This is a genomic window from Streptomyces sp. AC555_RSS877 (assembly GCF_019049245.1).
In the GTDB taxonomy this organism is placed as follows: domain Bacteria; phylum Actinomycetota; class Actinomycetes; order Streptomycetales; family Streptomycetaceae; genus Streptomyces.
Window position 1 is genome coordinate 1 of record NZ_JAGMUK010000164.1, and the last position, 24,049, is coordinate 24,049.

Annotated in this window: 22 protein-coding genes and 3 pseudogenes; 6 read left to right on the forward strand and 19 right to left on the reverse strand. The window is 70.2% G+C overall.

All coding sequences use genetic code 11. The features are described from left to right. Positions 1-196: 196 nt before the first annotated feature. From KUM49_RS38095 to KUM49_RS38105, 3 genes and pseudogenes are all read right to left on the reverse strand, one after another. On the reverse strand, positions 197-1,471 hold the full coding sequence (locus KUM49_RS38095; RefSeq protein ID WP_217241544.1) for an IS701 family transposase: 1,275 nt from the start codon (positions 1,469-1,471) through the stop codon (positions 197-199). A 487-nt stretch (positions 1,472-1,958) separates the two neighbouring features. Beyond that, the gene (locus tag KUM49_RS38100) at positions 1,959-3,551 is read right to left on the reverse strand and encodes an MFS transporter (RefSeq protein WP_217241545.1); all 1,593 of its coding nucleotides are present in this window, start codon (positions 3,549-3,551) and stop codon (positions 1,959-1,961) included. 127 nt (positions 3,552-3,678) lie between these two features. Next, positions 3,679-4,691, reverse strand: a pseudogene (locus KUM49_RS38105) (NAD(P)/FAD-dependent oxidoreductase). A gap of 98 nt (positions 4,692-4,789) precedes the next feature. On the opposite strand from KUM49_RS38105, the gene KUM49_RS38110 reads away from it, so the two are divergent. Together KUM49_RS38110 and KUM49_RS38115 are read left to right on the forward strand one after the other, a co-directional pair. After that, positions 4,790-5,377, forward strand: a complete 588-nt coding sequence (locus tag KUM49_RS38110; RefSeq protein WP_217241546.1) for a helix-turn-helix domain-containing protein — start codon at positions 4,790-4,792, stop codon at positions 5,375-5,377. Between the two features lie 127 nt (positions 5,378-5,504). After that, positions 5,505-6,377, forward strand: a complete 873-nt coding sequence (locus tag KUM49_RS38115) for a trans-aconitate 2-methyltransferase (RefSeq protein ID WP_217241547.1) — start codon at positions 5,505-5,507, stop codon at positions 6,375-6,377. 390 nt (positions 6,378-6,767) lie between these two features. Here the strand turns inward: KUM49_RS38115 and KUM49_RS38120 are convergent, their stop codons facing one another. Then, positions 6,768-7,178 carry a DUF742 domain-containing protein gene (locus tag KUM49_RS38120; protein ID WP_308406942.1) on the reverse strand — a complete coding sequence of 137 codons (411 nt, stop codon included), beginning with the start codon at positions 7,176-7,178 and terminating at the stop codon, positions 6,768-6,770. 93 nt (positions 7,179-7,271) lie between these two features. On the opposite strand from KUM49_RS38120, the gene KUM49_RS38125 reads away from it, so the two are divergent. Further along, positions 7,272-8,270: a helix-turn-helix domain-containing protein gene (locus tag KUM49_RS38125; RefSeq protein ID WP_217241548.1), complete on the forward strand. Its 999-nt coding sequence runs from the start codon at positions 7,272-7,274 to the stop codon at positions 8,268-8,270. A gap of 71 nt (positions 8,271-8,341) precedes the next feature. On the opposite strand, the gene KUM49_RS38130 is transcribed toward KUM49_RS38125, so the two are convergent. The 3 genes from KUM49_RS38130 to KUM49_RS38140 form a co-directional block, all read right to left on the reverse strand. Next, the gene (locus KUM49_RS38130; protein ID WP_217241549.1) at positions 8,342-9,094 is read right to left on the reverse strand and encodes a peptidoglycan recognition family protein; all 753 of its coding nucleotides are present in this window, start codon (positions 9,092-9,094) and stop codon (positions 8,342-8,344) included. Continuing rightward, positions 9,091-9,519 (reverse strand): peptidoglycan-binding protein, encoded by a 429-nt coding sequence (locus KUM49_RS38135; protein ID WP_217241550.1) that lies wholly within the window; start codon positions 9,517-9,519, stop codon positions 9,091-9,093. The genes KUM49_RS38130 and KUM49_RS38135 overlap by 4 nt, the downstream gene beginning before the upstream one ends. Positions 9,520-9,730: 211 nt before the next feature. Beyond that, complete coding sequence (locus KUM49_RS38140; protein ID WP_217241551.1) at positions 9,731-10,195, reverse strand: peptidoglycan-binding domain-containing protein; 465 nt, start codon at positions 10,193-10,195, stop codon at positions 9,731-9,733. A gap of 273 nt (positions 10,196-10,468) precedes the next feature. On the opposite strand from KUM49_RS38140, the pseudogene KUM49_RS38145 reads away from it, so the two are divergent. Continuing rightward, positions 10,469-10,715 (forward strand): annotated as a pseudogene (locus tag KUM49_RS38145) (RpiB/LacA/LacB family sugar-phosphate isomerase); the annotation flags it as partial. A gap of 28 nt (positions 10,716-10,743) precedes the next feature. Here the strand turns inward: KUM49_RS38145 and KUM49_RS38150 are convergent. The 12 genes from KUM49_RS38150 to KUM49_RS38200 form a co-directional block, all read right to left on the reverse strand. Then, positions 10,744-11,874: an XdhC/CoxI family protein gene (locus KUM49_RS38150; protein ID WP_217241552.1), complete on the reverse strand. Its 1,131-nt coding sequence runs from the start codon at positions 11,872-11,874 to the stop codon at positions 10,744-10,746. 156 nt (positions 11,875-12,030) lie between these two features. After that, positions 12,031-14,226 carry a xanthine dehydrogenase family protein molybdopterin-binding subunit gene (locus KUM49_RS38155; RefSeq protein ID WP_217241553.1) on the reverse strand — a complete coding sequence of 732 codons (2,196 nt, stop codon included), beginning with the start codon at positions 14,224-14,226 and terminating at the stop codon, positions 12,031-12,033. After that, complete coding sequence (locus KUM49_RS38160) at positions 14,223-15,203, reverse strand: xanthine dehydrogenase family protein subunit M (RefSeq protein WP_217241554.1); 981 nt, start codon at positions 15,201-15,203, stop codon at positions 14,223-14,225. Before KUM49_RS38160 ends, KUM49_RS38155 begins: the two co-directional genes overlap by 4 nt. A gap of 12 nt (positions 15,204-15,215) precedes the next feature. Further along, a complete protein-coding gene (locus KUM49_RS38165) occupies positions 15,216-15,866 on the reverse strand; it encodes a (2Fe-2S)-binding protein (RefSeq protein ID WP_217241555.1) in 651 nt (216 codons plus the stop codon). 321 nt (positions 15,867-16,187) lie between these two features. Beyond that, entirely contained in the window at positions 16,188-16,601 is a 414-nt protein-coding gene (locus KUM49_RS38170; protein ID WP_217241556.1) for a cupin domain-containing protein, read from the reverse strand. Positions 16,602-16,637: 36 nt separating this feature from the next. Continuing rightward, positions 16,638-17,405: an SDR family NAD(P)-dependent oxidoreductase gene (locus KUM49_RS38175; protein WP_217241557.1), complete on the reverse strand. Its 768-nt coding sequence runs from the start codon at positions 17,403-17,405 to the stop codon at positions 16,638-16,640. A 93-nt stretch (positions 17,406-17,498) separates the two neighbouring features. Then, entirely contained in the window at positions 17,499-17,720 is a 222-nt protein-coding gene (locus KUM49_RS50435) for an SDR family oxidoreductase (protein ID WP_308406943.1), read from the reverse strand. Further along, positions 17,624-18,259 carry an SDR family NAD(P)-dependent oxidoreductase gene (locus KUM49_RS38180; protein WP_254402415.1) on the reverse strand — a complete coding sequence of 212 codons (636 nt, stop codon included), beginning with the start codon at positions 18,257-18,259 and terminating at the stop codon, positions 17,624-17,626. The genes KUM49_RS50435 and KUM49_RS38180 overlap by 97 nt, the downstream gene beginning before the upstream one ends. A gap of 70 nt (positions 18,260-18,329) precedes the next feature. Beyond that, positions 18,330-19,586: an MFS transporter gene (locus tag KUM49_RS38185; RefSeq protein ID WP_217241558.1), complete on the reverse strand. Its 1,257-nt coding sequence runs from the start codon at positions 19,584-19,586 to the stop codon at positions 18,330-18,332. A gap of 168 nt (positions 19,587-19,754) precedes the next feature. Continuing rightward, complete coding sequence (locus KUM49_RS38190; protein ID WP_217241559.1) at positions 19,755-20,096, reverse strand: cyclophilin-like fold protein; 342 nt, start codon at positions 20,094-20,096, stop codon at positions 19,755-19,757. A gap of 204 nt (positions 20,097-20,300) precedes the next feature. Then, positions 20,301-20,966 (reverse strand): SDR family oxidoreductase, encoded by a 666-nt coding sequence (locus KUM49_RS38195; RefSeq protein ID WP_217241560.1) that lies wholly within the window; start codon positions 20,964-20,966, stop codon positions 20,301-20,303. An 83-nt stretch (positions 20,967-21,049) separates the two neighbouring features. After that, positions 21,050-22,066, reverse strand: a complete 1,017-nt coding sequence (locus KUM49_RS38200) for a zinc-dependent alcohol dehydrogenase family protein (protein ID WP_217241561.1) — start codon at positions 22,064-22,066, stop codon at positions 21,050-21,052. Positions 22,067-22,234: 168 nt separating this feature from the next. Here KUM49_RS38200 and KUM49_RS38205 point away from each other — a divergent pair, with 168 nt between their 5' ends. Further along, positions 22,235-23,116 (forward strand): helix-turn-helix domain-containing protein, encoded by an 882-nt coding sequence (locus KUM49_RS38205; RefSeq protein WP_217241562.1) that lies wholly within the window; start codon positions 22,235-22,237, stop codon positions 23,114-23,116. 152 nt (positions 23,117-23,268) lie between these two features. Beyond that, a pseudogene (locus KUM49_RS38210) lies at positions 23,269-23,809 on the forward strand (IS5 family transposase); the annotation flags it as partial. Positions 23,810-24,049: the final 240 nt, after the last annotated feature.

Genomic DNA, 24,049 nt, shown 5'->3' on the forward strand with positions numbered 1-24,049 from the left:
CGTGCCCATAAAACCATCGCCCAGCACCCGCCCCCGAGCACCCTCAACTACCCCGCCAACAGGACATATACCCAGCCAAAGAGGAATCCAGCACTAGTAGGACTCCGTTAAGTTGGTCTGGCTCTTGTGTTCTGGCTGGTGGTGGATGTTCTGGGCAGGGGGCGGTGGCAGGTGGTGCAGATGCCGGTCCAGCAGTTCAGCAGGTCCTGGATGGTGTCGAGGATCTGGTAGCGGGTGAGTCCGGTGTATCGGCTTTTGGGGCCAGGCGCTGTTCGGTGAGGAAGGCGTGGGCGGCGGTGACCAGGGTGACGTGGTGGTGCCACCCCGTCCAGGAACGCCCTTCGAAGTGGTCCAGGCCGAGGCCGTGTTTGAGTTCGCGGTAGTCGTGCTCGATGCGCCAGCGGATTTTCGCCAGTCGGACCAGTTCGGCGAGGGAGAGCGTGTCGGGCAGGTTGGACAGCCAGTACCCGGTGGGCGCCTGGGCGCTGACGGGCCATTCGACCAGCAGTGTGACCTCGGGCACGACGCCGTCCCAGCAGTTTTCGTCTGTGGCGGCGTCCTGGGCGAGGCGTCGGGACTTGATCCCGGCCGGCCGCACCCGCAGGGACAGGAAATGCGAACGCATCGGTCCGCGGGAGCCTTCTCGCCAGGTCACCTCGGTGAAGGCCTGCCGCCTCTGGTTGGCCGCGAGCGCGGCCACCGGGGACGGCTTGTCGCGGTAGCGGGGCTGAGGCTTGCGGCCGTTGCCCGACCAGGGCGGGGCAGTGGGCACCGCATCGTGCGGGTGGGCGGTCACGTCCGAGCGGATCGCCACCACGTAGCCGATGCTCCGACGTTCCAGCCCGTCGCGAAAGTCGGCGTTCTGCCCGCAGCCGGCGTCGGCCACCACCACGGGCGGGACGAGCCCCCAACAGGCCAGCTCGTCCAGGACATCCAGGGCCAGGCGCCACTTCTCCCGGTGCCCGATCTCCTCAGGGACCCCCGTCTTGCGTCGGCGGACGGGATCGTCCGCCCACTCCTGGGGCACGAACAGGCGCCACTGCAGCGGACAGGACGCGGTGTCGGAGACCGCGTGCACGCTCACCGCGACCTGGCAGTTGGCCTGCTTGCCCAAGGTTCCGCAGTACTGGGGCGCGACCGCCACCGACATCTTCCCGTCCTTGGGGAATGACACATCGTCCACCGCCCAGGCATCCGGGCCGAGCAGCGGCACCATCCGCTCCGCGATCCGCCGCCGCACCGGCACCGGATCCCAGGTCGACTGGTTCACGAACTGCTGCAGGTTCTGCTCGTTGCCGTCCGGCAGCCGCTCCGCCATGGCCTGGATTGACTTGCGGCGACCGTCCACCATCAGACCCCGCAGATAGCAGTCACCCTTCGCCCGCTGATCCTTGCGCGGCACCGACGCGAACACATCAGCGACGAATAACGCCAACTTCGCCCGAGCACGGTTCACTTCATGTGCGTCCACACCCCCAACATGCCCCCAAACAGCACCGCGAGACAGACGTAACGGAGTCCTAATAGAGCTCGACGACTTCCGGGCTCACCATGCTGACCAGACCTACTGGTGCGGCGTTTGGCTGGGCGGGTGCGGGCACCAGCTCTTCACCAAGCTGTACACCGATCGCGCCTGTTCCCTGTCAAGTGCAGTGTGTTGAACCCATGCGCACACGAATACTTTGGGCGGGTCAGATGGTGCACGCAGCACGAACGAGGCTGCGACCGGCCCCTGGATCCGGTCGCAGCCTCGCTCGTGCCGGGGTTGCTATTGCAGTCCGCAGCCGCCGGAGGACGCGGGTACCCACGCCGATCTGGAGGGCCAGCGGGGAGTCGCAGCAATCGCCTTCCGACGCTTCCGGTCCCGGACTTCAGGGGCTTCCTGGTCCCCTGGTGAGCGGCTGGCGAACGCGGTATCCGCAGAGCGGTCTGCTTGCTGTGGCCCGGGGCTTGTTCGGTCAGCCGGCGGAGACGGCCTCAGCGGGGTCTGTCTCGTCCGCGGCCGCGGAGGGTGTGTTCTTGGGACCGCGCAGGGTGATGTAGATGAACAGGGCGCCCATGATGACGGAGCCTGCCCACATGGCCTGCTGCCAGCCGTCGACGAATGACTGCTGAGCTGCGTGGAGCAGGTCTGGTGCGTGTGGTCCGGTGCTGCCCGCCACCTCGACGGCGTTGGCGACGCCTTCCCGGGCGGTGTCCGCGGCGCCCTGGGGGATGCCGTGCAGCTTGTCGTCGATGGCGCTGCGGTAGCCGGCGGACACGAGCGCACCGAGCAGGGCGACGCCGAGTGCGGTGCCGAACTCGCGGGTGACGTCGTTGAGGGCGGAGGCGACTCCCTGCTTCTCACGCGGCAGGGAGGCGGTGATGGCCTCCGTGGATGGGGTCATCGACAGGCCCATGCCGACGCCCATGGCGAGCAGGCCGGGTAGCACCGACAGGTAGCCCCCGCCGACGGAGACGAACAGAGCCATCAGCGCCATGCCGACGCCGGCCAGCGCGATGCCCACCACCATGGTCGAGCGGGCGCCGATTCCTGCGGCCAGCTTGGGGGCCAGGCCGGAGGACATCATCATCGCGACGGCCATGGGCATCATCGCGACCGTGGACAGCAGACCCGACCAGCCGAGTACGGCCTGGAAGAACGGGAAGAGGACCACGCCGATGCCCGCCTGGACACCGAAGACCACCAGCAGCGTGATCGAGCCGCCCGACAGCCCGCGCTCCCGGAACAGGCGCACGTCCAGCAGGGAGGCGTCGCGGCGGTGCAGCTCCCAGGCCACGAACCCGACCGTCGAGATGAGGCCGACGGCGAGGCTGATCAGCGTCGCAGGGGCGGTCCAGCCGCGTTCGGGGCCTTCCTGTAGGACGAAGATGAGACCGACCACGGCAATGATGGAGAGCAGAGCGCCGACGGTGTCGAATCGGTGGGCCGAGATCTCGCGGGAGTTGGGAACCGACTTCAGCGTCATGCCCAGGGCCACAAAGACTAGGACCTCGGGCAGCACGAACAGCCAGCGCCAGTCGGCGACGTCGACGAGGAGCGCGGAGAGGAACATGCCCAGGATGCCGCCGCCTCCGGCGATACCGGTCCACACGCCGATTGCCTTGCTGCGCTGCTCTTCGGGGAAGGTGGAGGTGATGACGGCGAGCGTGATCGGCATGATCATGGCGGCGCCGATGCCGCTGGCCACGCGGGCGGCGAGCATCACTTCGGCCGTCGGGGCCAGGCCGGCAACCACGGTGGCGATGCCGAAGACTCCCAGTCCCGCGACGAGCATGGGCTTGCGGCCCAGGCGGTCGCCCAGGGCGCCGAGCGGCAGCAGCAGGGCGGCCAGGGCGAGGGTGTAGATGTTGATGATCCACAGGACCGTGCTTTGGGAGGCACCGAATTCCACGGCCATGTGGGTCTGCGCGACGTTCAGCCCGGTCACCGAGGCGATGACCGCCATCAGGGCGGTGGAGACGGTGATCAGGATCGTGCGCAGTTGACGCGGGTCGGGGGCGCCCCGGTCGCCGGCCGGTGTGACCGGTACGGGCTGGTTCGTACTCATGGATTCCTCTCAAAAGGGCATGCCGAGTCAGCGCCGGAGCAGGACCGGTCGCTGAGTGAAGGGGGCGGGTGGGGCCCGGGCCGCCGCGCACACCGGGGGCGTGCGGCGGCCGGTGCCGCGCCGGATATCAGAGGGCGGGGGTGTCGCCCTGGGCTGCGGCGAGGGCCGCGTCGGTGTCCGCGGTGGCCAGCACGCTGTTGATGTGGGCGCCAGCCAGGGCGCCGGCCGCTGCGGCGGCGCCGAGCTGGGCGGCAAGGTCGGTGGCGTTGCCCGCCACCCAGACGCCCGGCACCTCGGTGGCGCCCGCCATGCCGCAGGCGAAGCCGCGGCCCATGTTGTCGGGCAGGTCCTGCATCGGCAGCTTCAGGCCCTCCAGGCCCTCGGTACGGGCCTCCATCCGGGTGGCGACTGCGAGGACGCTGCGGGCCACGACATGGCCATCGGCCAGGCGCACGCCGGCGAGGGTGCCGTCCTCGTTGTTGACGACCTCCTGCACCGGGGTGTCGACGATGCGAATGCCGCGGGTCGCGAACCGGGCGCGGGTGGCCTCATCCAGGTCAGGCCCTGGGCGAAGAAGGTCAGATCCTCGGTCAGCTGCCGAAACAGGAACGCATGGCCGACGGAGGCCGGGCCGGTGGCGAGGATGCCGATGGGCTGATCACGCACCTCCCAGCCGTGGCAGTACGGGCAGTGCACCACACCGCGGCCCCAGTGGTCGGCGAGGCCGGGGACCTCGGGCAGCACATCCTTCAGGCCGGTGGCCACCAGGACCCGGCGCGCACTCATGCTCCGTCCGTCGGCCAAGGTGACGGTGAACCGCAGATCCCCGTCCGTCGCCGGGGCGGCGGACTCGGACGAGGCCACCTCACCGAAGACGACGCGCCCTGCGTACTGGCGCACCTGCTCCCGCCCCCGCCGAAGGATCTTGGGCGGCGGGGTGCCGTCCAGGACGATGAATCCGTGCATGGCCTCGGCGGGCGCGTTGCGCGGGGAGCCGCTGTCGATCACGACGACCGAGCGGCGGGAGCGGGCGAGTATCAGCGCTCCGTTCAGCCCTACGGCGCCCCCGCCGATCACCACCACATCGACGGTCCCCTCGGGCAGTGCGTCACTCGCGTACGGAGAAGTTGTCACAGCCATGGGCCTCCTGCCTTTCCTCGTGCACTGGTCCCAGACGTTGCGGACCATCTGCACACGACGTTAAGCCGCAGTTGCGTCCAAGACATACTCTGTTGCCTATGACGCAAGAAGATGGAGATCTGGACAGCCTCGTACGCAAACGCATCCGCGCACTGCGGGTCGCGCAGGGCTGGTCCCTGGAGGAATTGGCCTCCCGCGCGCACCTCAGTCAGTCCTCGCTGAGCCGCATCGAGAACGGCCAGCGCCGCCTCGCACTGGATCAGCTGGTCACCCTCGCCCGCGCCCTGGACACCACGCTCGATCAGCTCGTGGAGACCGCCACCGACGACGTCGTCACCAGTCCGACGATCGACAGCACCCACGGCCGGATGCGTTGGACCATCAAGGCCGACCCCGGGATGAGCGTGGTGCGGCAGCGCATGACCGAACCGCCCCCCGAGAACCCGGCGCGCATGCGCGCCCACCCGGGGCGCGAATGGCTCGTCGTCCTGTCCGGCACCGCGATCCTCATGCTCGGCCACCGCCGCTTCCGCCTCGAGACCAACCAGGCCGCCGAGTTCCCCACGATGATGCCGCACGCGATCGGCGCCGACGGCGGACCCTGCGAGATCCTTGGCATCTTCGACCGCGACGCCCGCCGCGGCCACCAGGGCGACAGCGACGATGACACCCAGGCTCCCGAGTGACCGTGAGGCCGCACGACGGCCTTCCCTGGCGGGACATCTTGCGCGTCGGGCAGCGCCCTCGACCATCATCTTGCGTAAACGGGGACGCTTCGTGCCGCAGGGGCATATGCGCCTTAGCGTGAAGAGTATGAACCACGCACACACCCACACCCCCCACCACGGCGCTTCGCACGGTCACCACCACGAGCACGCAATGGACGGCCAGGCGGAGATCCTCGACCTGGACGCCGAGGTCCTCGCCGAGCACATCTCCTCCATGGCTGCATGGCTGCCGCTGCAGACCGCCCCGCACCACATCGTGGACCTGGGCTGCGGCACGGGAGCGGGCACCTTCGCCCTCCTGGACCGCTTCCCCGACGCGCATGTCACCGCCGTCGACGCCTCCGCCGAACACCTGCAGCGCCTGCGCACCAAGGCGTGCACCCGCGGCGTCGAGGAACGCGTACGCACGGTGCAGGCCGACCTCGACGACGACGCCTGGCCCGACCTCGGCTCACCGGACCTGGTCTGGGCATCGGCCTCGATGCACCACATGGCTCACCCCGACCGCGCACTGCGCAACGTCCACGACGCGCTCGTGCCCGGCGGCCTGTTCGCCGTCGTCGAACTGGCCGGCCATCCCCGCTTCCTGCCCGAAAACGCCCCTGAGGACAGGCCCGGCTTGGAAGAGCGCGTCCACGCCGCAGCCGACCGCCGCCAAGTCGAACACATGCCCCACCGCGGCGCCGACTGGGGCCCGATGCTGACCGCCGCCGGATTCACCGTCGAGGGCGAACGCGCCATCGCCGTGAACCTCGAAGGCTCGCGCAGCGAAGCGATCGGCCGCTACGCCACCGGCGTCCTGCAGCGCATCCGCAGCGTCATCGCAGACAGGCTCTCCCCCGAGGACCTGACCGCGCTCGACCAGCTCCTCGACGCCAGCAGCCCGCACAGCATCCTGCGCCGCGACGACCTGACGGTACTCACCGAGCGCACCGTCTGGGCCGCCCGCCGTATCTGACCACGGATGGTTCCTCCCGCCAGGGCGGGCCCGCCTCCGAGCCCGTGGGCGGTGAATGGCCGGGTACGCCTTTCGTCCCGCTGGTCAGCTGCACTTTGCGGCGAAGCCACCACCTGCCCCGGACATCGGGCAGCGACTCAGTGGCTTCAGCCTGGATGCGGCTGGGTCGGCAGCGCTCGGACCGGGGAGTCGGGCTGCGACAGGGCGTGGAGCAGCTGCCGGTTGTGCGCGGTCAGTTACCTGCCCCAGCAGGCCGACAGCGCGTGGACCGACACCGTCAAGATCCTTCACGACCGTTACGACAACCGATAGCGCCGGAGTCGGCGGCTGATCAGCTGTCGACGTGCACGGTGACGTACAGGTCCCCTGGCGCACCGCATCGGCGGGCGGCTACAACCTACGAAGCCCGCTGAGCACCCTCTCGAGCAGAGCCGTGTCGGGTTGACCACCCTGGTCTTCGCTTCCTCCCGGTGCGTGAATGGCAACGAGTCCTGCTTCCGCCAGATCAGCCACCAGGATGCGTGCGATGCCCAAAGGCATGGCGAGCAGCGCCGAGATTTCCGCCACCGCCTTGATGTCACGGCACAGGTGGCAGATCCGCTGATGCTCCGGCAGCAGTCCCCGCATCTGCTGGGGATCTGCGGTAGTCGATACGAGTGCCTCGATGGCTAGTTGGTATCGCGGCCTGGTGCGCCCCCCGGTCATGGCATAGGGGCGAACGAGCGCACCGGTGCCGGCGGCGCCGTCCTCGAGTGCCGTTGCTGCACGGGGTCGGGCATACGAGTCGACGCGCGCCGACACGCTGGCTCGCGCTCCCGGGGTGTTTCTGACGCGAACATGGCAGTCAGGATGGTTTCCTCTGCCCGAAGGCGCAGAACACCTGGGGGGAACTCAGTGCTCCGTATCCACTTCACCGATGCCGATCTGGTCAGGACCCGTATCGCGGCCGCGCCGGACCCCTTGTGGGAGATCTGTGTGAGCCTGCACCGCTTCCAGTCCCGCCAAGGGCGTTGGGCCTACGCGGAGTGGCATCGCGCCGCCCGCGCCCGGCTGCACGCGGCGGATTTCGCCCGTACGCTGCGCACCCTGCTCTTGCCCCTGGTCCCGCGCGCCACCTACTTCCCCGACTTTCTCACCCCGCCCGAGGCCGTCGAAGGGCTCGACGCCGGCCTGGAGGCCATCCTGGCCGTCCCGCAGCGCCAGATCCTGGACGAGGTGGGCATCCTCACCCGCACCAGTGGGGCTCCGGCCTGGGCGACACGGCTGGTGGAGAAGGACATGCGCGAGGAACTGGTACAGGCGTTGCGGACCTACTACGACACCGCCATCGCCCCGCACGGCGATCACATCCAGGCCCGTATTGAAGCGGAACGGGCCGCCCGCGCCCGTGCCGTGCTCAACGGAGGGGTCGACGGGATCCTCCAGAGCCTGGGACCCACCCTGAGATGGCGGCGCCCCGTCCTGCACACAGACTATCCCGAGGACCGCGACCTGTATCTGAACGGCCGCGGGCTCCTCCTGATCCCGTCGTACTTCTGCTGGGGGAACCCGGTGACCTTAGGCGACACCACGCTCGACCCTGTACTGATCTACTCACTCAGCCACGAGCCCCACCACACCGCTCTCCCCGGCGACCTCGGCTCCGGCGCCCCCCTGGCGGCCCTGCTCGGCCGTACCCGCGCCGCCGTCCTGCGTGCCGTCGCCACCGGCGCCACCACCGGCGAACTCGCCCGTGCCGCCGTGGTCTCCGCGTCGTCGGCCAGCAACCACGCCACCGCCCTGCGGGACGCGGGTCTGATCGTCAGCCACCGGCACGCCGCATCCGTACTGCACACCCTGACCCCCCTCGGGGCCGCGCTGCTCCGTGCCAACACCCCGGGCCGCCCTCAGTGACCACGCCGCCCCACGGAGGGTTCGGCACTGCCCGCCGCCCCGCCCGGGGCACCGCCGGTGACGGTCACCCGTCACCGGGCGATCAGCGCGGCGACCGCGTCACGGATCGACGGCATGGCGGTGTACACCGTGCCGGGGCAGTCGGTGACCGCCCAGTGACGGTGCCCGCCGATGGCCGGTGCGGGCCGGCTCACTCCGCTGACGGGATTGCGGTAGACCACCTTGCCCAGGGGAGCGAGCGCGTGCCGCTCGGCCAGCTCGGCCAGCAGCTGGACCAGCGCGCCGCGTGCGGCGGATGACGCGGGTCTGTCGGTCAGCGTTCCCAGGAGGGCGATGCCGATGTTCCCGGAGTTGTAGCCCTCGATGTGCGCCCCGGTGACGAGCCGGCCGGCGGCGTCGTGCGCGGCCGTGCCGTCGGTGCCGGACCAGCGTCCCTCGTAGACCCGGCCGTTCTCGTCGATCAGGTAGTTGTAGCCCATGTCGCCGTATGCGCCGGCGGCGGTGCGGTAGATCGCGCGGACCCGCGTGGCCGGGTCCGGGTCGTTGCTGCCGTCGGCGGTGTGGTGGACGCTGAGCGTCTGGACGGGGTAGTACTGCGCCGGCCAGCGTTCGGTGCCGCCGGTGGTGAAGCGCAGGCTCTCGTCCGCGCCCCAGTCCCCGCGGGTCAGCAGCGTGTACGCGGCAGGCGTGGCGGCGAGGGCCGGGGGCGGCGACACCGCGCCGAAGGCGGCAGCGGCTCCGGCGGCCGTCAGGAACGTGCGGCGGCGCAGGAGGGGAGCCGACTGCCCGGTGCTCCGGGAGCCGGAGAGGGCCGAGCGCCTCATCGTGTGGTCCTTCCTGTGGATCCGTGGATCCGCGGGCTCGGCTGGAGAGCGCACTCGGGCTTGGGGGCGTAGAGGCGGGACCACGTACCGGGGCCGACGATGCCGTCCGGGCCACCCGCGGTACCGTTGCAGGTCTGCACCCAGTGGACGCCCTCCAGGGTCCTCGGGCCGTACCCCCCGTCCTCCTCCAGCCAGTGGTGAAAGCCGCTGTAGAAGTTGACGAGGCACTGCACCTGGCGAACCGCGTCACCCGTGGCGCCGGGGTTGACGGTGGGCCGGGCGGAGTCGTCGATGTGGTTGCAGTGCGTCTCCGCCGCTGTGGCGCTCGATGCGGAGCTCGCCGTGGGGCCGCCGGTGAGAAAGCCTCCGGCTGCCAGTACGGCGGTGCCGCAGACGAGGGCCAGGCGGTGGGTGCGGGTGCGCATGGTGTCTCCCCCAGCGTGGGTGGCGGTCGGCAGGTCGAAGGGCAGGGACGGGCGTTGCCCGGTGAACCGCACCTGGACGGGTGACGTGTGCGGGTGACGGGCCCCGGTCGCCCGGGCACCCCCCCGTGCGCATGCCCGGGCGACCGGGGCCCGTCTGTTCGAGATCGGCTCAACCGCTCATGCGGCGACGGGCCGTCTCAGGACCGCGGCATCAGTAGACGCTGTCGCACCAGTCGGCGAACTTCTTGAGCGCTGCCTGGGTCCCCGGTCCGGCATCTCCGTCGATGTTGCCGGTGTAGCCGTAATCGGACTGCGACAGTTTGCGCTGCAGCGCCTTGATCGTGCCGCTTCCGGGGTCACCGTCGATGTTGCCGTTGTAGTCCCAGGAGGCCTTGAGGTGGCGCTGGAAGGCCTTCCAGCTGTCGGTGCCGAGCTGTCCGTCGATCGGGTCGGTGTAGTTCCAGCGCGCCTTCAACCAGCGCTGGACGGCCTTGGCCCGAGTGGAGTTCAGCCCGAGATTGACCACCGCGAGCGGCGCGGCCTCGGCGGCCACGGCCTGCTGCGGGGCCGAGTCGGATGCCGCGAACCCGGCGCTCGCGCCGGCCAGACTCCCGGCGGCCATGGCGACGACAGCGGTGGCGGTGACGAGCGTCCTGGTGAGGACAGTCGATCGCATTCGTTCCCCTTCGGGTCGTAGGTCGGCACCTCGCCACTTTCCTCGGTGCCGAGGCCCCGGAACGGTCTCGACCGGTCCGTGCTGGGCTTCGAGATCACCTTTTCAGTTCCTCCACGGCACCGACACACTCTTGCGTCTGAGTGCAAAAGCCCAGCTCAGGGAGGTGAATGGAATGCTCCGGATGCACTTCCGCAGCTACCGTCCCACCGGCGGTTGTGACGGTGGAGCGAGTCGGGTAGGACGTTCGGCACGCGGATTTCTGTCTCCTCGGACATGGACGAGCCCCTGGCCCGCGCGCTCCTCGCCGAGCTGCGCGAGCGCGGCCACGACGTGGTGGCGCACGGCGCGTTGCGGGCCGGCGACGACCCTCAGTGGGCCGGGTGCTCGGAGGTGGCGGCGCGACGCCGACGGGCAGGCGGACCAGGCGGTCGTGTGCTGCTGGACCGGGACCGGCGCGCCGATCGCGGCGAACAAGGTGCCGGGGTGCGGGCAGCCCAGCTGCGACTGCCAGCGCTGGAACCTCATCCTTGTCGGTTCGTGAGGCCGGCCTACCGGTAGCCCGCCAACTCCGACGGCCGGTGGATCGGGCCGGTGATCTGGGTCAGAGGTCTGCCCGTGCCGTGGTTGGCCTGGGCGATGATCTCCGCGGTGATGGAGACGGCCGTCTCCTCGGGTGTGGAGGCTCCAAGATCGAGACCGATGGGGGAACGCAGCCGGGCCAACTGGCTCTCCGTGACACCCTGCTCGCGCAGGCGGCGCATGCGCTCGTCGTGGGTGCGCCGGGAACCCATGGCCCCGACGTAGGCGACGGGCAGGTCGAGTGCCAGTCGAAGCAGCGGGATGTCGAACTTGGCGTCATGAGTGAGGACACATACGGCGGTGCGCTCGTCCACCTCGGTGCGTTCCAGGTAGCGGTGGGGCCAGTCGACGACCACTTCGTCCGCGCGCGGGAAGCGGGCGGGAGTGGCGAAGACGGGGCGGGCGTCGCAGACGGTGACGTGGTAGCCCAGGAAGCGGCCGGCCTGGCTGAGGGCCGCGGCGAAGTCGACGGCACCGAAGACCAGCAGGCGCGGCGGGGACGCATGGACATGAACGAGGACGGACAGCCGTTCGGGGCATTCGTCTGCCTGCCCGCCGATGTCGATGCGGACCGTGCGGCCCGCCCGCATCAGGGCCCTGGCCCGGTCGGCCACGGCCCGGTCCGTCGGGCCGCCGTCCACGCGCCCGTAGGCGGCATGGCCGCCGCCGAGCACGCTCAGCGTGGAGCCGAGGAGACGATCCGGGCCGTCCACGACCTGTGCCACGGCGACCGATCGCCCTTGAACGATCTCGGAGAGGGCCGTGGACAGGTGCGGCTGGGCTGCGGGATCGATGCGCTGGACGAGGACGTCGAGTTCGCCGCCGCAGGTCAGACCGACTGCGAAGGCGTCGTCGTCGGAGTAGCCGAACCAGGCCCGCTGCGGCGTGCCCCGGTCATGGAGCACCTGCCGGCACAGCTCGTAGACCGCTCCCTCGACGCAGCCGCCGGAGATGCTGCCGACGGCGTTGCCGTCCTCGTCCACGGCTACCGACGTGCCGACCGGCAGGGGTGCGCTGCCGTGCACGTCGACGACGGTGGCCAGGGCGAAGGGGCGTGCCTCGCGGCACCAGCGGTGCAGTGTGTCCGCGATGTTCAGCATGGCAGTTCTCCACGGCAGGACCAGATCGGAAGGTGAGCGGGCCGCCGCCACGACGCCGGGGAAAACGTCATGCGGCGGCCCTCGGAAGTCCGGCAGCCGGACGGGGGCAGGCTGCCGGACGAGTGGTGTGCACTTCGCCGGGCCGAAGCGTACGGGTCAGAGCAACGCCTCGGCGGTGATGGGCAGTTCGCGGATGCGGCGGCCGGTGGCGTTGAAGACCGCGTTGCCGATCGCGGCCGCCACCCCCACCTGGACTACCTCGCCGAGTCCCTTGACGCCGAGCGCGTTGCCGTCGTTGTCCTCGCCGTCCAGGTAGATCGCCCTGACGTCGGGGACGTCGGCGTTGACGGGGACGAGGTAGTCGGCGAGGTTGGCGTTGACGATCCGGCCGTCGCGGTGGTCGGTGGCCGTGTGTTCCAGCAGGGCTGTGCCGATGCCGCCCACGATGCCGCCGATCGCCTGGCTGTCGGCGAGCTTGGGGCTGATGATGCGGCCCGCGTCGTACACGCCGAGCATGCGCCTGACCCGTACGAGGCCCAGGGCCGCGTCGACGGCGACCTCGGCGAAGGTGGCGTTGTAGGCGTGGTAGGAGTGCCGCTCGGGACTAGGCGGCCCGGTGTAGGAGCCGCTCGCTTCGAGGTGGGTGCGGTTGTTGCGGGCCAGGAGCGTCCGGTACGTCTCGCCGCGGGCCGGGTTGCCCTGCACGTACAGTCGGCCGCCGCGTACGACCACGTCGTCCGCCTTCACCCCGTACAGCGGCGACTCGCGGTCCTCGACGGCCAGCTCGATCGCCTGCTGCCGCACTTGGGTGCAGGCGTCGTGGACGGCGGTGCCGACGCTGGCCATGGTCGCCGAGCCGCCGTGCGGCGAGGTCGGCGGGTAGAGGGAGTCGCCGAGCCGGAAGGTGACCGTACGCATGGTCAGCCCGAGGGCGTCGGCGGCGACCTGGGTCTGGGAGGTGTAGGTTCCCGGTCCCATGTCACTGGTGGCCGCCTCGACCACAGCGGTGCCGTCGGCATCGAGGCGGGCCCGGGCCTGTGCGGGGTAACGCCCGGGGTCGTAGACGCCGGCGGCCATTCCCAGGCCGATCAGCCAGTCGCCCTCGCGCCTCGAACGGGGTCGGGGGGTGCGGCGCTGCCAGCCGAACTCGCGGGCGCCGACGGTGTAGCACTCGCGCAGCCGACGGGTGGAGAACGGCAGGTTGTTCGACTCGTCCTCGTTCGGTTCGTTGCGCCGGCGCAGCTCGATCGGGTCGACGCCCAGCTTGTGCGCGAGTTCGTCCATGGCCGACTCGATCACGAACGACGCCGAGGCGAAGCCGGGGCCACGCATCCAGATCGGGGTGTTCACGTCCAGGGGGGCGGTCCGGTACGCCTGGCTGACGTTCGGCATGCTGTAGAGCATCTGCCCCGCGCCCATGACGGCCTCGGTGAACGTCTCGTAGGAGGAGGTCTCGGCGTCGATGTCGTGGATCGCGGCGGTCAGCCGGCCGCGCCGGTCGCTGCCGAGGCGCAGCCGGTACTCGTACGACGGCCGGAAGCCGGTGCCGAAGTACATCTGTTTACGGCTCAGCACCAGCTTGACCGGACGCTTCGTCTCCCGCGCGGCCAGGGCGGCGACGACGCTGTGCGGCCAGCAGCGCAGGCCGCTGCCGAAGCCGCCGCCGACGAACGGGTTGATGACGCGCACCGCCTCCGCGGGCAGGCCGAACACGGCCGCGAGCTCGTCATGCGTGCCCATCACCCACTGCGTCTTGTCCCAGACGGTCAGCTTGTCGCCGTCCCAGCGGGCGATAGTGGCGTGCGGCTCCATGGGATTGTGGTGATTGCGCGCCAACTGGTAGGTCAGATCCAGCCGTACGGGAGCGTCGCGCAGGCCCGCTTCCGCATCGCCGCGCGCGTAGTTCGTCGGCTTGTCCCGCTCCGCCTCGTGCAGGTCCGTCGAGGGCTGTTCGGCGTCGTACTCGACCTTCACCAGGCTCGCGCCGTGCTGCGCGGCCTCCAGGGTGGTGGCGACCACGACGGCGACCGGCTGGCCATGGAAGCGGACACGGTCGTCCTGGAAGACCCGCAGCCGCCGGCCCGGCGGGTTGTTCGACCCGGCGTTGTCGCGGTACGGCAGCTTAGGTGCATTGCCATGGTGGATCACCCGCAGCACGCCCGGGTGGGCCTCGGCGGCGCCCGTGTCGATGCCGGTGATACGCCCGCGGCCGATGCTCGCGTCCACGATGACGGCGTGCACCGCCCCGTCGACATCGAACTCGGCGGCGTACTGCGCCTTGCCCGTGACCTTCAGCCGGCCGTCCACCCGGGACAGCGGCGCACCCACGGCTGCCTGCGGCTGGGGGCTCACTTAATACCTCCTACGATGCGCAGCTGGCGTTCGACGGTCCGCTTGAGCAACTCGACCTTGAACCGGTTGTGTTGAAGGGGACGGGCGCCTTCCGCCGCCTTGACGGCAGCGGCCGTCCACAACGCGTCCGAGGGGCGCTCGCCGACGAGGCGCTGCTCGACGGCCGGCAGCTTCCACGGCACCGTGCCCACCCCTCCGGCGGCCACTCTCGCCTCGCGGATCACCCCGCCGCGCACATGCAGGGCGACGGCCGCCGAGGTCAGGGCGAACTCGTAGGACTGCCGGTCCCGCACCTTCAGGTAGCCCGACTTCAGCGGACGCGGCACTGCGGGGATCTCCACCGCGGTGATCAACTCGCCTTTTCTGAGGGCCTGTTCACGGTTCGGGGTGCTGCCCGGCCGCAGCAGGAAGTCGGCGAAGGGGACCTGGCGCTCCCCGTCCGGGCCCAGCAGGCGCACCTGCGCCTCAAGCGCCGTGAACGCCACGGCGACGTCGGAGGGGTGGGTGGCCACGCAGGCGTCGGAGGTGCCCAGGATGGCGTGGGTACGGTTGACGCCCTCCAGCGCCGCGCAGCCGGAACCGGGCTCGCGCTTGTTGCAGTCGGCGGTCACGTCCCGGAAGTAGGTGCAGCGGGTGCGCTGCATGATGTTGCCGCCGATGGTCGCCATGTTCCGCAGCTGGGCCGACGCGCTCAGCTCCAACGCCTCGGAGACGACCGGGAACAGGGTGCGCACCTTACGGTGGGCGGCGGCCTCGGACATGGTCACCAGGGCACCGATACGCAGCCCGCCGCGCTCGGTGACGGTGATCTCGTCCAGCGGCAGACCGCTGATGTCGACCAACGCCTCGGGGCGCTCGACGGTCTCCCGCATCAGGTCGACCAGCGTGGTGCCGCCGGCGATGTAACGACCGCCACCACGACCGGCGTTGAGGGCTTCCCGCGTGTCGGACACGCGCGTGTAGGTGAAGGGATGCATGACGGCCGCTCCTTACTTCCGGGCGGCGGTCTGCTCGACCGCGCGCACGATTTTCACGTAACAGCCGCAGCGGCAGATGTTGCCGCTCATCCACTCCCGTATCTCCTCCGGAGAGCCGGTGTGGCCTTCCTGGATGCAGCCGGCACCGGAGACGATCTGGCCTGGTGTGCAGTAGCCGCACTGGAAGGCGTCCTCGTCGATGAACGCCTGCTGCAACGGGTGGAGTCGGTCGCCCTCGGCCAGGCCCTCGATCGTGGTGACCTCGGCACCCTCCAGGCGAACGGCCAGCGTCAGACAGGCATTGACCCGCTGGCCGTCGACCAGCACGGTGCAGGCGCCGCAGGCCCCGGCGTTGCAGCCCTTCTTGGAGCCGGTGAGGCCGAGATGCTCGCGCAACAGGTCCAGCAGCGACGTGCGGTTGTCGACCGTCACGGTCCGGCGAGTGCCGTTGACCGTCAGGGACACGTGGCTGGAGGGTGGCGCCTCGGCGGCGGCCACCTCCTCCGGAGCCGCGAGGAGTGATCCTCCGATCACCCCGCTCGCGACGACCGCACCACCGACCGCCGTACTGGTGGCGATGAAGGTGCGCCGAGTGGGCGCCGGGGCGGACTCGCCGGCTCCGGTGGGGGGTGGAACGGCAGACTCGGGGTGTTCAGTGGACATACGTACGCCTTCGTATCGCGGACGGATCGGCTGTACACACCAGCGGGACGGGAGAACGGAGCGTCGTCACCGCGGGGAACCGGGCCACCGCGCGCCTTGGCGGCGGCGACTGGTCGCATGGGGAGTCTTGCACCACGGGCAACGCTCGTGGCAGGGAGACTTTCCTCCCCCTTTACGCTCCGTCAGGAGCGAATGGCCGACGTCATCGGGGGCACTTTCGCGCGGGATACGGCAGGGAGGAGCCTCGTCGCCCCGTTCGTGGACGCGTCCGGGGCCGGGACGTCCTGAGTCGGCCCGGCCTGCGTGATCGAGGGGCCGGGGCTACCGGTTGCGGGTGCGGGAGCCGTTGTACTGCTGGTCGGTGACCGGCTCGGCCCAGGTGGTCTCGGGGGTGCCGTCGTCTGTGCCCTCCCACATGGCGATGTGCTCCGTGAACCGGTCGGGGGCGGCGCCGTGCCAGTGTTCCTCGTTCGGCGGGCAGGCGACGGTCTCGCCGGGGTGGGCCTCGAGGATCGTGCCGTCGCGGGTGCCGATCAGGGCGATGCCGGAAACGACGTGCAGGGTCTGGCCCACGGCGTGGGAGTGCCAGTTGGTGTGGGCGCCCGGTGAGAAGCGGACCAGGTTGGCGCGCATCCGGGACGGCTCTTGGCCCGCCACGATGACGTCCCACCAGACGTCGCCGGTGAACCAGTCCGCCGGGGCCTTGCTGCTGGGCTGCTGCTTGATGAATTCCATGATCTCTCTCTGCTCTCTTTCGTGGGTCGGCTGTTTCTAGCGGGCGACGTAGCCGCCGTCGACGGGGAGGGCGACGCCGACCACGAAGCCCGCTCCGGGACTGCACAGCCAAAGGACCGCCTGGGCGATCTCCTCGGCAGTGCCGAGCCGGTTGATGGGCTGGTTGGCCTCGGCCTCGGCGCGGCCGAGCTCGCCCTTGGCGATCATGTCGCTGACCATGGGTGTGTCGATGGTGCCGGGGCAGATCGCGTTGACGCGGATGCCGCGCGGGGCGTATTCGAGGGCGGCGCTTGAGGTCAAACCGATGACTCCGTGTTTGGAGGCGTGGTAGGAGGCGCGGCCGGGGAGGCCGACGAGGCCGCCCAGGGAGGAGCAGTTGACGATGGCGCCGCTGCCCTGGGCGCGCATGTGCCGCAGCTCGTGCTTCATGCACGCCCACACACCGCGGAGGTTGATGGCGTTGACGCGGTCGAAGCGCTCGGTGGGTTCGTCGGCGGCGTCGCTGGGCGGGATCTGGATGCCGGCGTTGTTGTACGCCATGTCCAGGCGGCCGAGGGTCCGGGCGGTGCGGTCGACCGCGGCGGCGACCTGGTCCTCGTCACTGACGTCGCAGGTGAGGGCGAGGGCCTGGTGGCCTGCGTCGGTGAGTTCCTTCGCGGCCGCGTTCAGGGCCGCTTCGTCGATGTCGGTGAGAGCGACGGCGGCTCCGGACTCGGCGAACGCGCGAGCGGTCGCCAGGCCCATACCGGCCCCGGCCCCGGTGACGAGGGCGACCTGGCCGGTGAAGTCGTAGCTGGGGTTCACGTCGGGTTTTCCCTTCGAGCGCTGAGGTGTGGCGGTGCGAGTGGTACCGGGGCTGTTTGATGAGCTGCGGCGGGACGGCTTGGTGAGCCTCCGTCAGACGGTCTGGCCGACGACCAGGGGGTGGCCGGTGGCGAAGGAGGCGGCGTCCGAGCAGAGCCAGAGCTCGGCGGCGGCGATCTCGTCGGGTGTGCCGAGGCGTCCGATCGGCTCGTCCGCGATCAGGGCGTCCCGTCCTCGGGTGTGCTTTCGGCGAAGCGCCGGATCATCTCGGTGTCGATGATGCCGGGGCAGACGGCGTTGACGCGGATGTTGGATGCCGCGTAGTCGAGGGCGGTGGAACGGGTCATGCCGATGACGCCGTGCTTGGCCGCGGCATAGGCCGCCTGTCCCTTGAAGCCCTTGACGCCGGCGCCGGACGAGGCGTTGACGATCGCGCCGCTCCCCTGCTGGAGCATGAGGGGGATCTGGTGCTTCATGCACAGGAACATGCCGGTGAGGCTGACGCCGATGACATGGTCCCACTCGTCCTTGGGGATGTCCGCGGCCGGTTTGACCGGCTGCTCGATGCCGGCGTTGTTGAAGGCGGCGTTCAGGCGTCCGAACGCCTGGACGGTTTCGTCCAGGGCGGACTTCACGTCGTCTTCGCTGGTGACGTCGCAGGTGAGGGCCAATGCCCGTCCCCCCGCCTCCTCGATGAGCCGTACGGTCTTCCGCAGGCCGTCCGGAGACCGGTCGGCGAGGGCGACGCGGACGCCTGCGCGGGCGAAGGCGACGGCGGTGGCGCGGCCGATGCCGGATCCGGCTCCGGTCGCGAAGGCCGCCTTACCGGTGAAGGCTTCGTTGCTCACGGTCATGGGCCAAGTCCTCTCGCTGGCGGGTACGTCGTCGGGTTCGCATTCGGCAGGACGCGGATCCAGGCTTGGGTCAGTGCTGCGACGGAACCTGCGCGGATTCGTCGCGTCGCGCGTGCGTGGGAGCGCTGCTCCGGGCCACGATCCGGCCCTTGCCGGACGAGCCGTGGACGGCGAGGGCGATCAGCGGCAGCAGCGTGAGGGCGGCGATGACGGTGCCGACCAGAGGCGGCCCGGTCAGGCCGAGGGAGGAGTCCAGGGCCGTACCGGCGAGCGCCGATCCGGCGGCGATACCGGTGTTGAAGGCGGACGTGGTCAGCGCCGAGGTCAAGGTGGGGGCATCGCCCGCGAAGCGCATCGCGAGGGCGGTGACCACCGGGTTGACCGTGAAGCCGGTCAGGCCCATGAGGAAGACCAGGAGCGTGGCCGTGATTGGGTTGCCGGACAGCGGGATCATCAGGAACAGGACCAGGGCGGTGGCCGCGGCGGCCGTGATGGTGGTGGACATCGGACGTCGGTCACCCAGGCGGCCGCCCGTGGTGGTGCCGCCCAGGGCGCCGACGCCGAAGGCGATCAGGACGAGCGGTACGGCGCCTGCCGGGATGCCCGCGCGGTCGGTCAGCAGCGGCGTGACGTAGGTGTACGTCGCCAGGACCCCGCCCATGATGAGCATCGCGGCACCCAGCGCCAGCCACAGCCGGCCCTGCCGCAGGGCCCGGACCTCGGCCCGCAGGGACACCTCGACGCGCTGTTCCTGGGCCGGGATGAAGCGGCCGATGAAGACGGCGGCGAGCCCGGAGAGGACGGCCAGGGCCCAGAAGGGGCCGCGCCAGCCGGTGAACTGGCCGGCGAAGGAGCCGATCGGCACCCCGACGACGTTGGCCAGGGTCAGCCCGCCGATCATGACGCCCGTGGCGCGGGTGGCGTTGTGCGGTCCCGCGGCGGTGGTGGCGACGACGAAGCCCACGGACCAGAACGCTCCGGTGGCCAGGGCGGTGACGACACGGGCGGCGAGGACGATCGTGAAGGAGGTGCTGAGGGCGGCGACCAGATGTCCGAGGCAGAACACGGACAGGGCCAGAACCAGCGTCTGGCGCTGCGGCAGACGCAGGGTCGCCATGGCCATGGTGGGCGCGCCGATGATCATGCCGATGGCGAAGGCGGTGATCAGCAGCCCTGCGTGGGAAACGCTGACTCCGAGGTCACCGGCCAGCTCCGGCAGCAGGCCGGCGACGACGAACTCGGTGGTCCCCATCAGGAACGTGCCGGCGGCGAGCACCCAGACGACGAAGGGGAGCTTGCCGGGGGTGGTCCCGGACGCGGAAGGCATACGTGTGGTCTCTCCTTGCGTGGACATCGGGGGATCGTGGTGGCGGCTGAAGCCGTCGGGGCGGACAGTGGACGGCGCGGCCACGTCTTCGACGGTCCCATGCGGCGAACCGGACGAAAAAGGGGAGGATCTTCTCCCCCCTTCCTGTCGGGACGAACGGGGGGCGGGTCAGGGCGCGGCTTCGATGGTGATCCGGTCGGCCCCGGCAAGCCGGTCGGCGTCGATGTGGCCGAGGATGAGCAGGTCGGGGTTGGCGGAGTCGCCATCGCGGTAGAAGAGGGCCAGGTTGCCCCAGGGCGCGTAGTAGGTCAGGTCGCCGGCCTTCGGCGCGCGCGGCTCGGGAGCGCCCGAGGTGGTCAGCCTGCGCGGCAGGTCGGCGATCCGCTCCGTCTGGTGAAAGTCCTCCAGATCCAGGGAGAGCGGGAGCAGTTCGGCGAAGTCACGGGCGGCAGGACTGTCGTTCAGGGTGGCGTCGACGGGGCGGCCGTCGAGGGTGACCTGGATGTCCATGGCGGTGTTCCTGTCGGACGGTGCGGTGTTCCTGGCGGACGGTGCCTCGGCCGTCGGTGTCTGCTGCCGGGCCGAGGATGTCGCAGATGGGGAGGCCGGCGAGGTGTCGGTACAGGCCGCCACGGTCAGGGGGACGGCGGCGGCCGTGGCTGCGGGGGGCGAGGGCACGGAGGGCGGCCGAGTTCATGGGTGTCGTCCTGGGAGTCAGTCGGGCAGGGGCTCGGAGTAGTGCCGGAAGCCGTCCCGTTCCTGGTGGATGTCGTACAGGCGCTGGGCCAGCACGTCGGGGCTGCTGTGCTCGGCGTCGGGCCGGATGGCTCCGGGGATGATGAGCTGGGCGGCGTGGATGTTCTCCGGAGCGAGCGTGTCGTGCAGCATGCGGGCGTAGGCGCTCTCGGCGGCGAAGGCGATCGAGGTGCCGGCGACCTTCGGGTTGGGGCGTACGGCGCTGGAGCCGTTGACGAACAACAGCGTGCCGCGGCCGAGTTCGCGCATGCCGGGCAGGACGGCGTTCACCGCGGTGACGGGGCCCTTGACGGAGAAGGCGAGCGGGGCGTCCAGGTCGTCGGCGCTCGTGTCGAGGACCAGCTTCATGAACTCGGCGCGGGGCACGGGACTGTACTGGAGGATCTCGATGACCCCCAGGGCCTCGGCAGCCGCATACAGCGCCGTGGTCAGCGACTCGATGTCGAGGACGTCGGCGGTGAAGCCGCGGGCCTGGATGTCGTCACGGGCGAGTTCTGCGGTCAGGCCGTCCAGCTTCTGCGCGTCGCGGGAGATGAGAGCGACGGTGTGACCGACGGCGCCGAAGCGGCGGGCGGTGGCGAGCCCGAGGCCTGGGCCGGCGCCGACGAGGGCGAAGGTCGTCATGGTCGGTCCTTGTGTGAGCGGGGATGGTGTGCGGTCCGGGGCCGCACCGCCTGGGTGCGGCCCCCGGGTGTGGACGCGTGCGGTCAGGGCTTGAGGAGGGCCTTGATGGCGCGGCGCTCGTCCATCGCCTTGTAGCCCTCGGCAACCTGGTCCAGGGGCAGGGTGAGGTCGAAGACCTTGCCCGGGTTGATCCGGCCGGACAGGACCCGGTCGATCAGGTCGGGCAGGTAGCGGCGCACGGGGGCCGGGCCGCCGCGCAGGCCGACCTGGGAGAAGAACAGCTCCTGGCCGTCGATCGAGACCTCGTGGGGAACTCCGACGAAGCCGACGTTGCCGCCGGGGCGCGTGGAGTGCAGGGCCTGCCGCATGGACTCGGCGGTGCCGACGCACTCCAGCACGGAGTCGGCGCCGATGCCGTTCGTCAGCTCCTTCACGCGGGTGACGCCTTCTTCGCCGCGTTCGCTGATGATGTCGGTGGCGCCGAATTCGAGGGCGAGCTTCTGCCGGGACTCGTGCCGGGACATGGCGATGATCCGCTCCGCACCGAGTTCCTTGGCGGCGATGACACCGCACAGCCCGACCGCTCCATCACCGACCACTACGGCCGTCGAGCCGGGCTTCACCTCGGCGGCGAGGGCGGCGTACCAGCCGGTGCCCATCACATCGGAGACGGCGAGCAGGCCGGGCACCAGCTCGGCGTCCGGGTGCTCGTCGGTGGCGACGAGGGTGCCGTGGGCGTTGGGGATGCGGACGTAGTCGGCCTGGCAGGTGCTCATGAACTCGCGGTGCAGACAGGAGGACTGCCAGCCGTTCAGGCAGTTCACGCAGGTGTTGTCCGAGGTGGCGAACGAGCCGACCACGAACTGGCCCGGCCTGACGTTGGCGACCTCGCTGCCGACCTCCTCGACGATGCCGACGTACTCGTGCCCCATCGGATGAGGCTCGTCGACAGGTTCCGCGCCGCGGTAGGGCCACAGGTCCGAGCCGCACACACAGGCGGCGACCGTGCGGATCACCGCGTCGGTCGGCTGGAGGATCTTCGGGTCGTCGAGGCTCTCGAAGCGCACATCGCCGGGGGCGTGAATGACTGCTCCGCGCATGGGTCTTCCTTCGGTGCGAGGGTCGGTGTGCCGCAGCCGGGATCAGGATCGGCTGCTCGATACCGAGCCTCACACGCGAGGGCAAGCGCAAAAAGCGGAGAAATCCATCCCGGGAGGAAACCATCCTGGGAGGAATTTCTCCCCCCATCCCCAGGTGCGAACGGTGCCATGCTGGGCAGCATGACTGCCAACGTTCCCCTCAATGAGCTGGGAGAATTCCTCAAGAAGCGCCGCTCCGAGCTGAGCCCGCGCACGGTCGGACTGCCCGAGACGGACAAGCCACGCCGGGTGGCCGGGCTGCGCCGCGAGGAGGTCGCCCAGCTCGCCAGCATCAGCACCGACTACTACACCCGCCTTGAGCAGGGCCGCATGCAGGCATCCGCGCCCGTGCTGGACGTCCTCGCCCGGGTACTTCACCTGGACGACGACGAGCGCGGCTACCTCTTCCAGCTCGCCGGCAAAACCAGCACCCGCACGAGGCGCCGCAGCAGGCAGAAGGTGCAACCGCAACTGCAGCGGGTCCTGGACGACCTCACCGCCACCCCGGCCATCGTGCAGGGCCGGCGCGGGGACATCCTCGCCTGGAACGCACTGGCCGCCGCCCTGGTCACCGACTTCTCCCGCCTCGCGGAAAAGCACCGCAACTACCCGCGGATCATCTTCACGGACCCCGCCATGCGCACCCTGTACGCCGACTGGGAGACCTCCGCGCAAATCGCCGTCGCCCAACTGCGCATGGAGGCCGCGAAATACCCCGAGGACCCCCGCCTGATCGAGCTGGTTGGCGAACTGTCCCTGCGCGACAAGCAGTTCGCCAAATGGTGGGGCGAACACCACGTCGCCGCCCGCACCGTGGGCACGAAGACCCTCAACCATCCCGTCGTCGGCGAACTCGTCCTGGACTGGGACACCCTCACCGCCAACACCGACCCCGACCAGAATCTGACCGTCTGGACCGCCGAGCCCGGCTCCCCCACCCACGAACGACTGCGCATCCTGGCCTCCTGGGCCGCCGACCAAGACCTGCCGGCCTCCTCCCCGCTCAGCTGACCGCTGTCGGCTGCGATGCGCGTCCAGGTGCGAAAGTCGATAAGGAGTCCTTGCAGAAAGATCGTGTTGTGGCACGGTGGAGAGGTATGTGATCCCGTCTTTTGTGGGGTGTGACCATGGCGCGGCGGAAGCCGTGGGAGGTCATGGACGGGTTACGGGCGGCGGACCGTCTCGACTTCTCCCGCGCCACCGTCGATGCCTCGCATGTCCAGGCCAAGCGGGGGCGAAGCAGCCCAAAAGTCGGTCCGAGCCCGGTTGACCGTGCACGGCCGGGCTCGAAGCATCACGTGAATGACCGATGCCCGCGGCACTCCGCTGCGGGTGTCGCTGACCGGAGGTCACCGTCACGATGTCACCCAGCTTCTGCCGCTGGTCGACAGCCTTGGGCCGGTACGGGGCAAGCGGGGCCGGCCCCGGCGCAAGCCCCGCACGTTGTACGCCGACCGCGGCTACGACTACGACATCTACCGCCGCCGTCTGCGCGAGCGCGGCATCACACCGAGGATCGCCCGGCGAGGCCAGCCACACGGCTCGGGCCTGGGCAAAGTCCGGTGGGTCGCCGAGTCGGCCATCGCCTGGCTCCACGGACCCCGCCGCCTACGGACCCGCTGGGAAACCAGAGACGACATGCACGACGCCTTCCTCCAGCTCGCCCACTGCATGACCCTCGCCCGCAAGCACCCGGCTTTCTGAAAGCACCCCTAAGAGGCCGAGAGGAACCGGCCGGGGCATCCGTGCTGCGCAGCTGATCAGCATTGCCGATGGCCGGGACGCCTCGCCGCGTTGGCTACGCCACGCATCCCATCACCGCATCACACGGATGCCGGATACGGCACCTAGTAGGGCTTGGTCAGGTCGGTATGGGGTCTGGCATGTCGCGGTGACAGGTGGGGCAGGCGCCGGTCCAGACCGCGAGGAGTAACTGCAGTTCGC

What these genes read in the sequence shown, in the direction of transcription:
- KUM49_RS38205 (WP_217241562.1), top strand. Translation starts at nt 22,235, where the DNA reads ATGCTGGGCAGCATGACTGCCAACGTTCCCCTCAATGAGCTGGGAGAA.
- KUM49_RS38185 (WP_217241558.1), bottom strand. Translation starts at nt 19,586, where the DNA reads ATGCCTTCCGCGTCCGGGACCACCCCCGGCAAGCTCCCCTTCGTCGTC.
- KUM49_RS38110 (WP_217241546.1), top strand. Translation starts at nt 4,790, where the DNA reads ATGACGCAAGAAGATGGAGATCTGGACAGCCTCGTACGCAAACGCATC.
- KUM49_RS38165 (WP_217241555.1), bottom strand. Translation starts at nt 15,866, where the DNA reads ATGTCCACTGAACACCCCGAGTCTGCCGTTCCACCCCCCACCGGAGCC.
- KUM49_RS38115 (WP_217241547.1), top strand. Translation starts at nt 5,505, where the DNA reads ATGAACCACGCACACACCCACACCCCCCACCACGGCGCTTCGCACGGT.
- KUM49_RS38200 (WP_217241561.1), bottom strand. Translation starts at nt 22,066, where the DNA reads ATGCGCGGAGCAGTCATTCACGCCCCCGGCGATGTGCGCTTCGAGAGC.
- KUM49_RS38130 (WP_217241549.1), bottom strand. Translation starts at nt 9,094, where the DNA reads ATGAGGCGCTCGGCCCTCTCCGGCTCCCGGAGCACCGGGCAGTCGGCT.
- KUM49_RS38135 (WP_217241550.1), bottom strand. Translation starts at nt 9,519, where the DNA reads ATGCGCACCCGCACCCACCGCCTGGCCCTCGTCTGCGGCACCGCCGTA.
- KUM49_RS38140 (WP_217241551.1), bottom strand. Translation starts at nt 10,195, where the DNA reads ATGCGATCGACTGTCCTCACCAGGACGCTCGTCACCGCCACCGCTGTC.
- KUM49_RS38150 (WP_217241552.1), bottom strand. Translation starts at nt 11,874, where the DNA reads ATGCTGAACATCGCGGACACACTGCACCGCTGGTGCCGCGAGGCACGC.
- KUM49_RS38100 (WP_217241545.1), bottom strand. Translation starts at nt 3,551, where the DNA reads ATGAGTACGAACCAGCCCGTACCGGTCACACCGGCCGGCGACCGGGGC.
- KUM49_RS38180 (WP_254402415.1), bottom strand. Translation starts at nt 18,259, where the DNA reads ATGACCGTGAGCAACGAAGCCTTCACCGGTAAGGCGGCCTTCGCGACC.
- KUM49_RS38190 (WP_217241559.1), bottom strand. Translation starts at nt 20,096, where the DNA reads ATGGACATCCAGGTCACCCTCGACGGCCGCCCCGTCGACGCCACCCTG.
- KUM49_RS38160 (WP_217241554.1), bottom strand. Translation starts at nt 15,203, where the DNA reads ATGCATCCCTTCACCTACACGCGCGTGTCCGACACGCGGGAAGCCCTC.
- KUM49_RS38170 (WP_217241556.1), bottom strand. Translation starts at nt 16,601, where the DNA reads ATGGAATTCATCAAGCAGCAGCCCAGCAGCAAGGCCCCGGCGGACTGG.
- KUM49_RS38195 (WP_217241560.1), bottom strand. Translation starts at nt 20,966, where the DNA reads ATGACGACCTTCGCCCTCGTCGGCGCCGGCCCAGGCCTCGGGCTCGCC.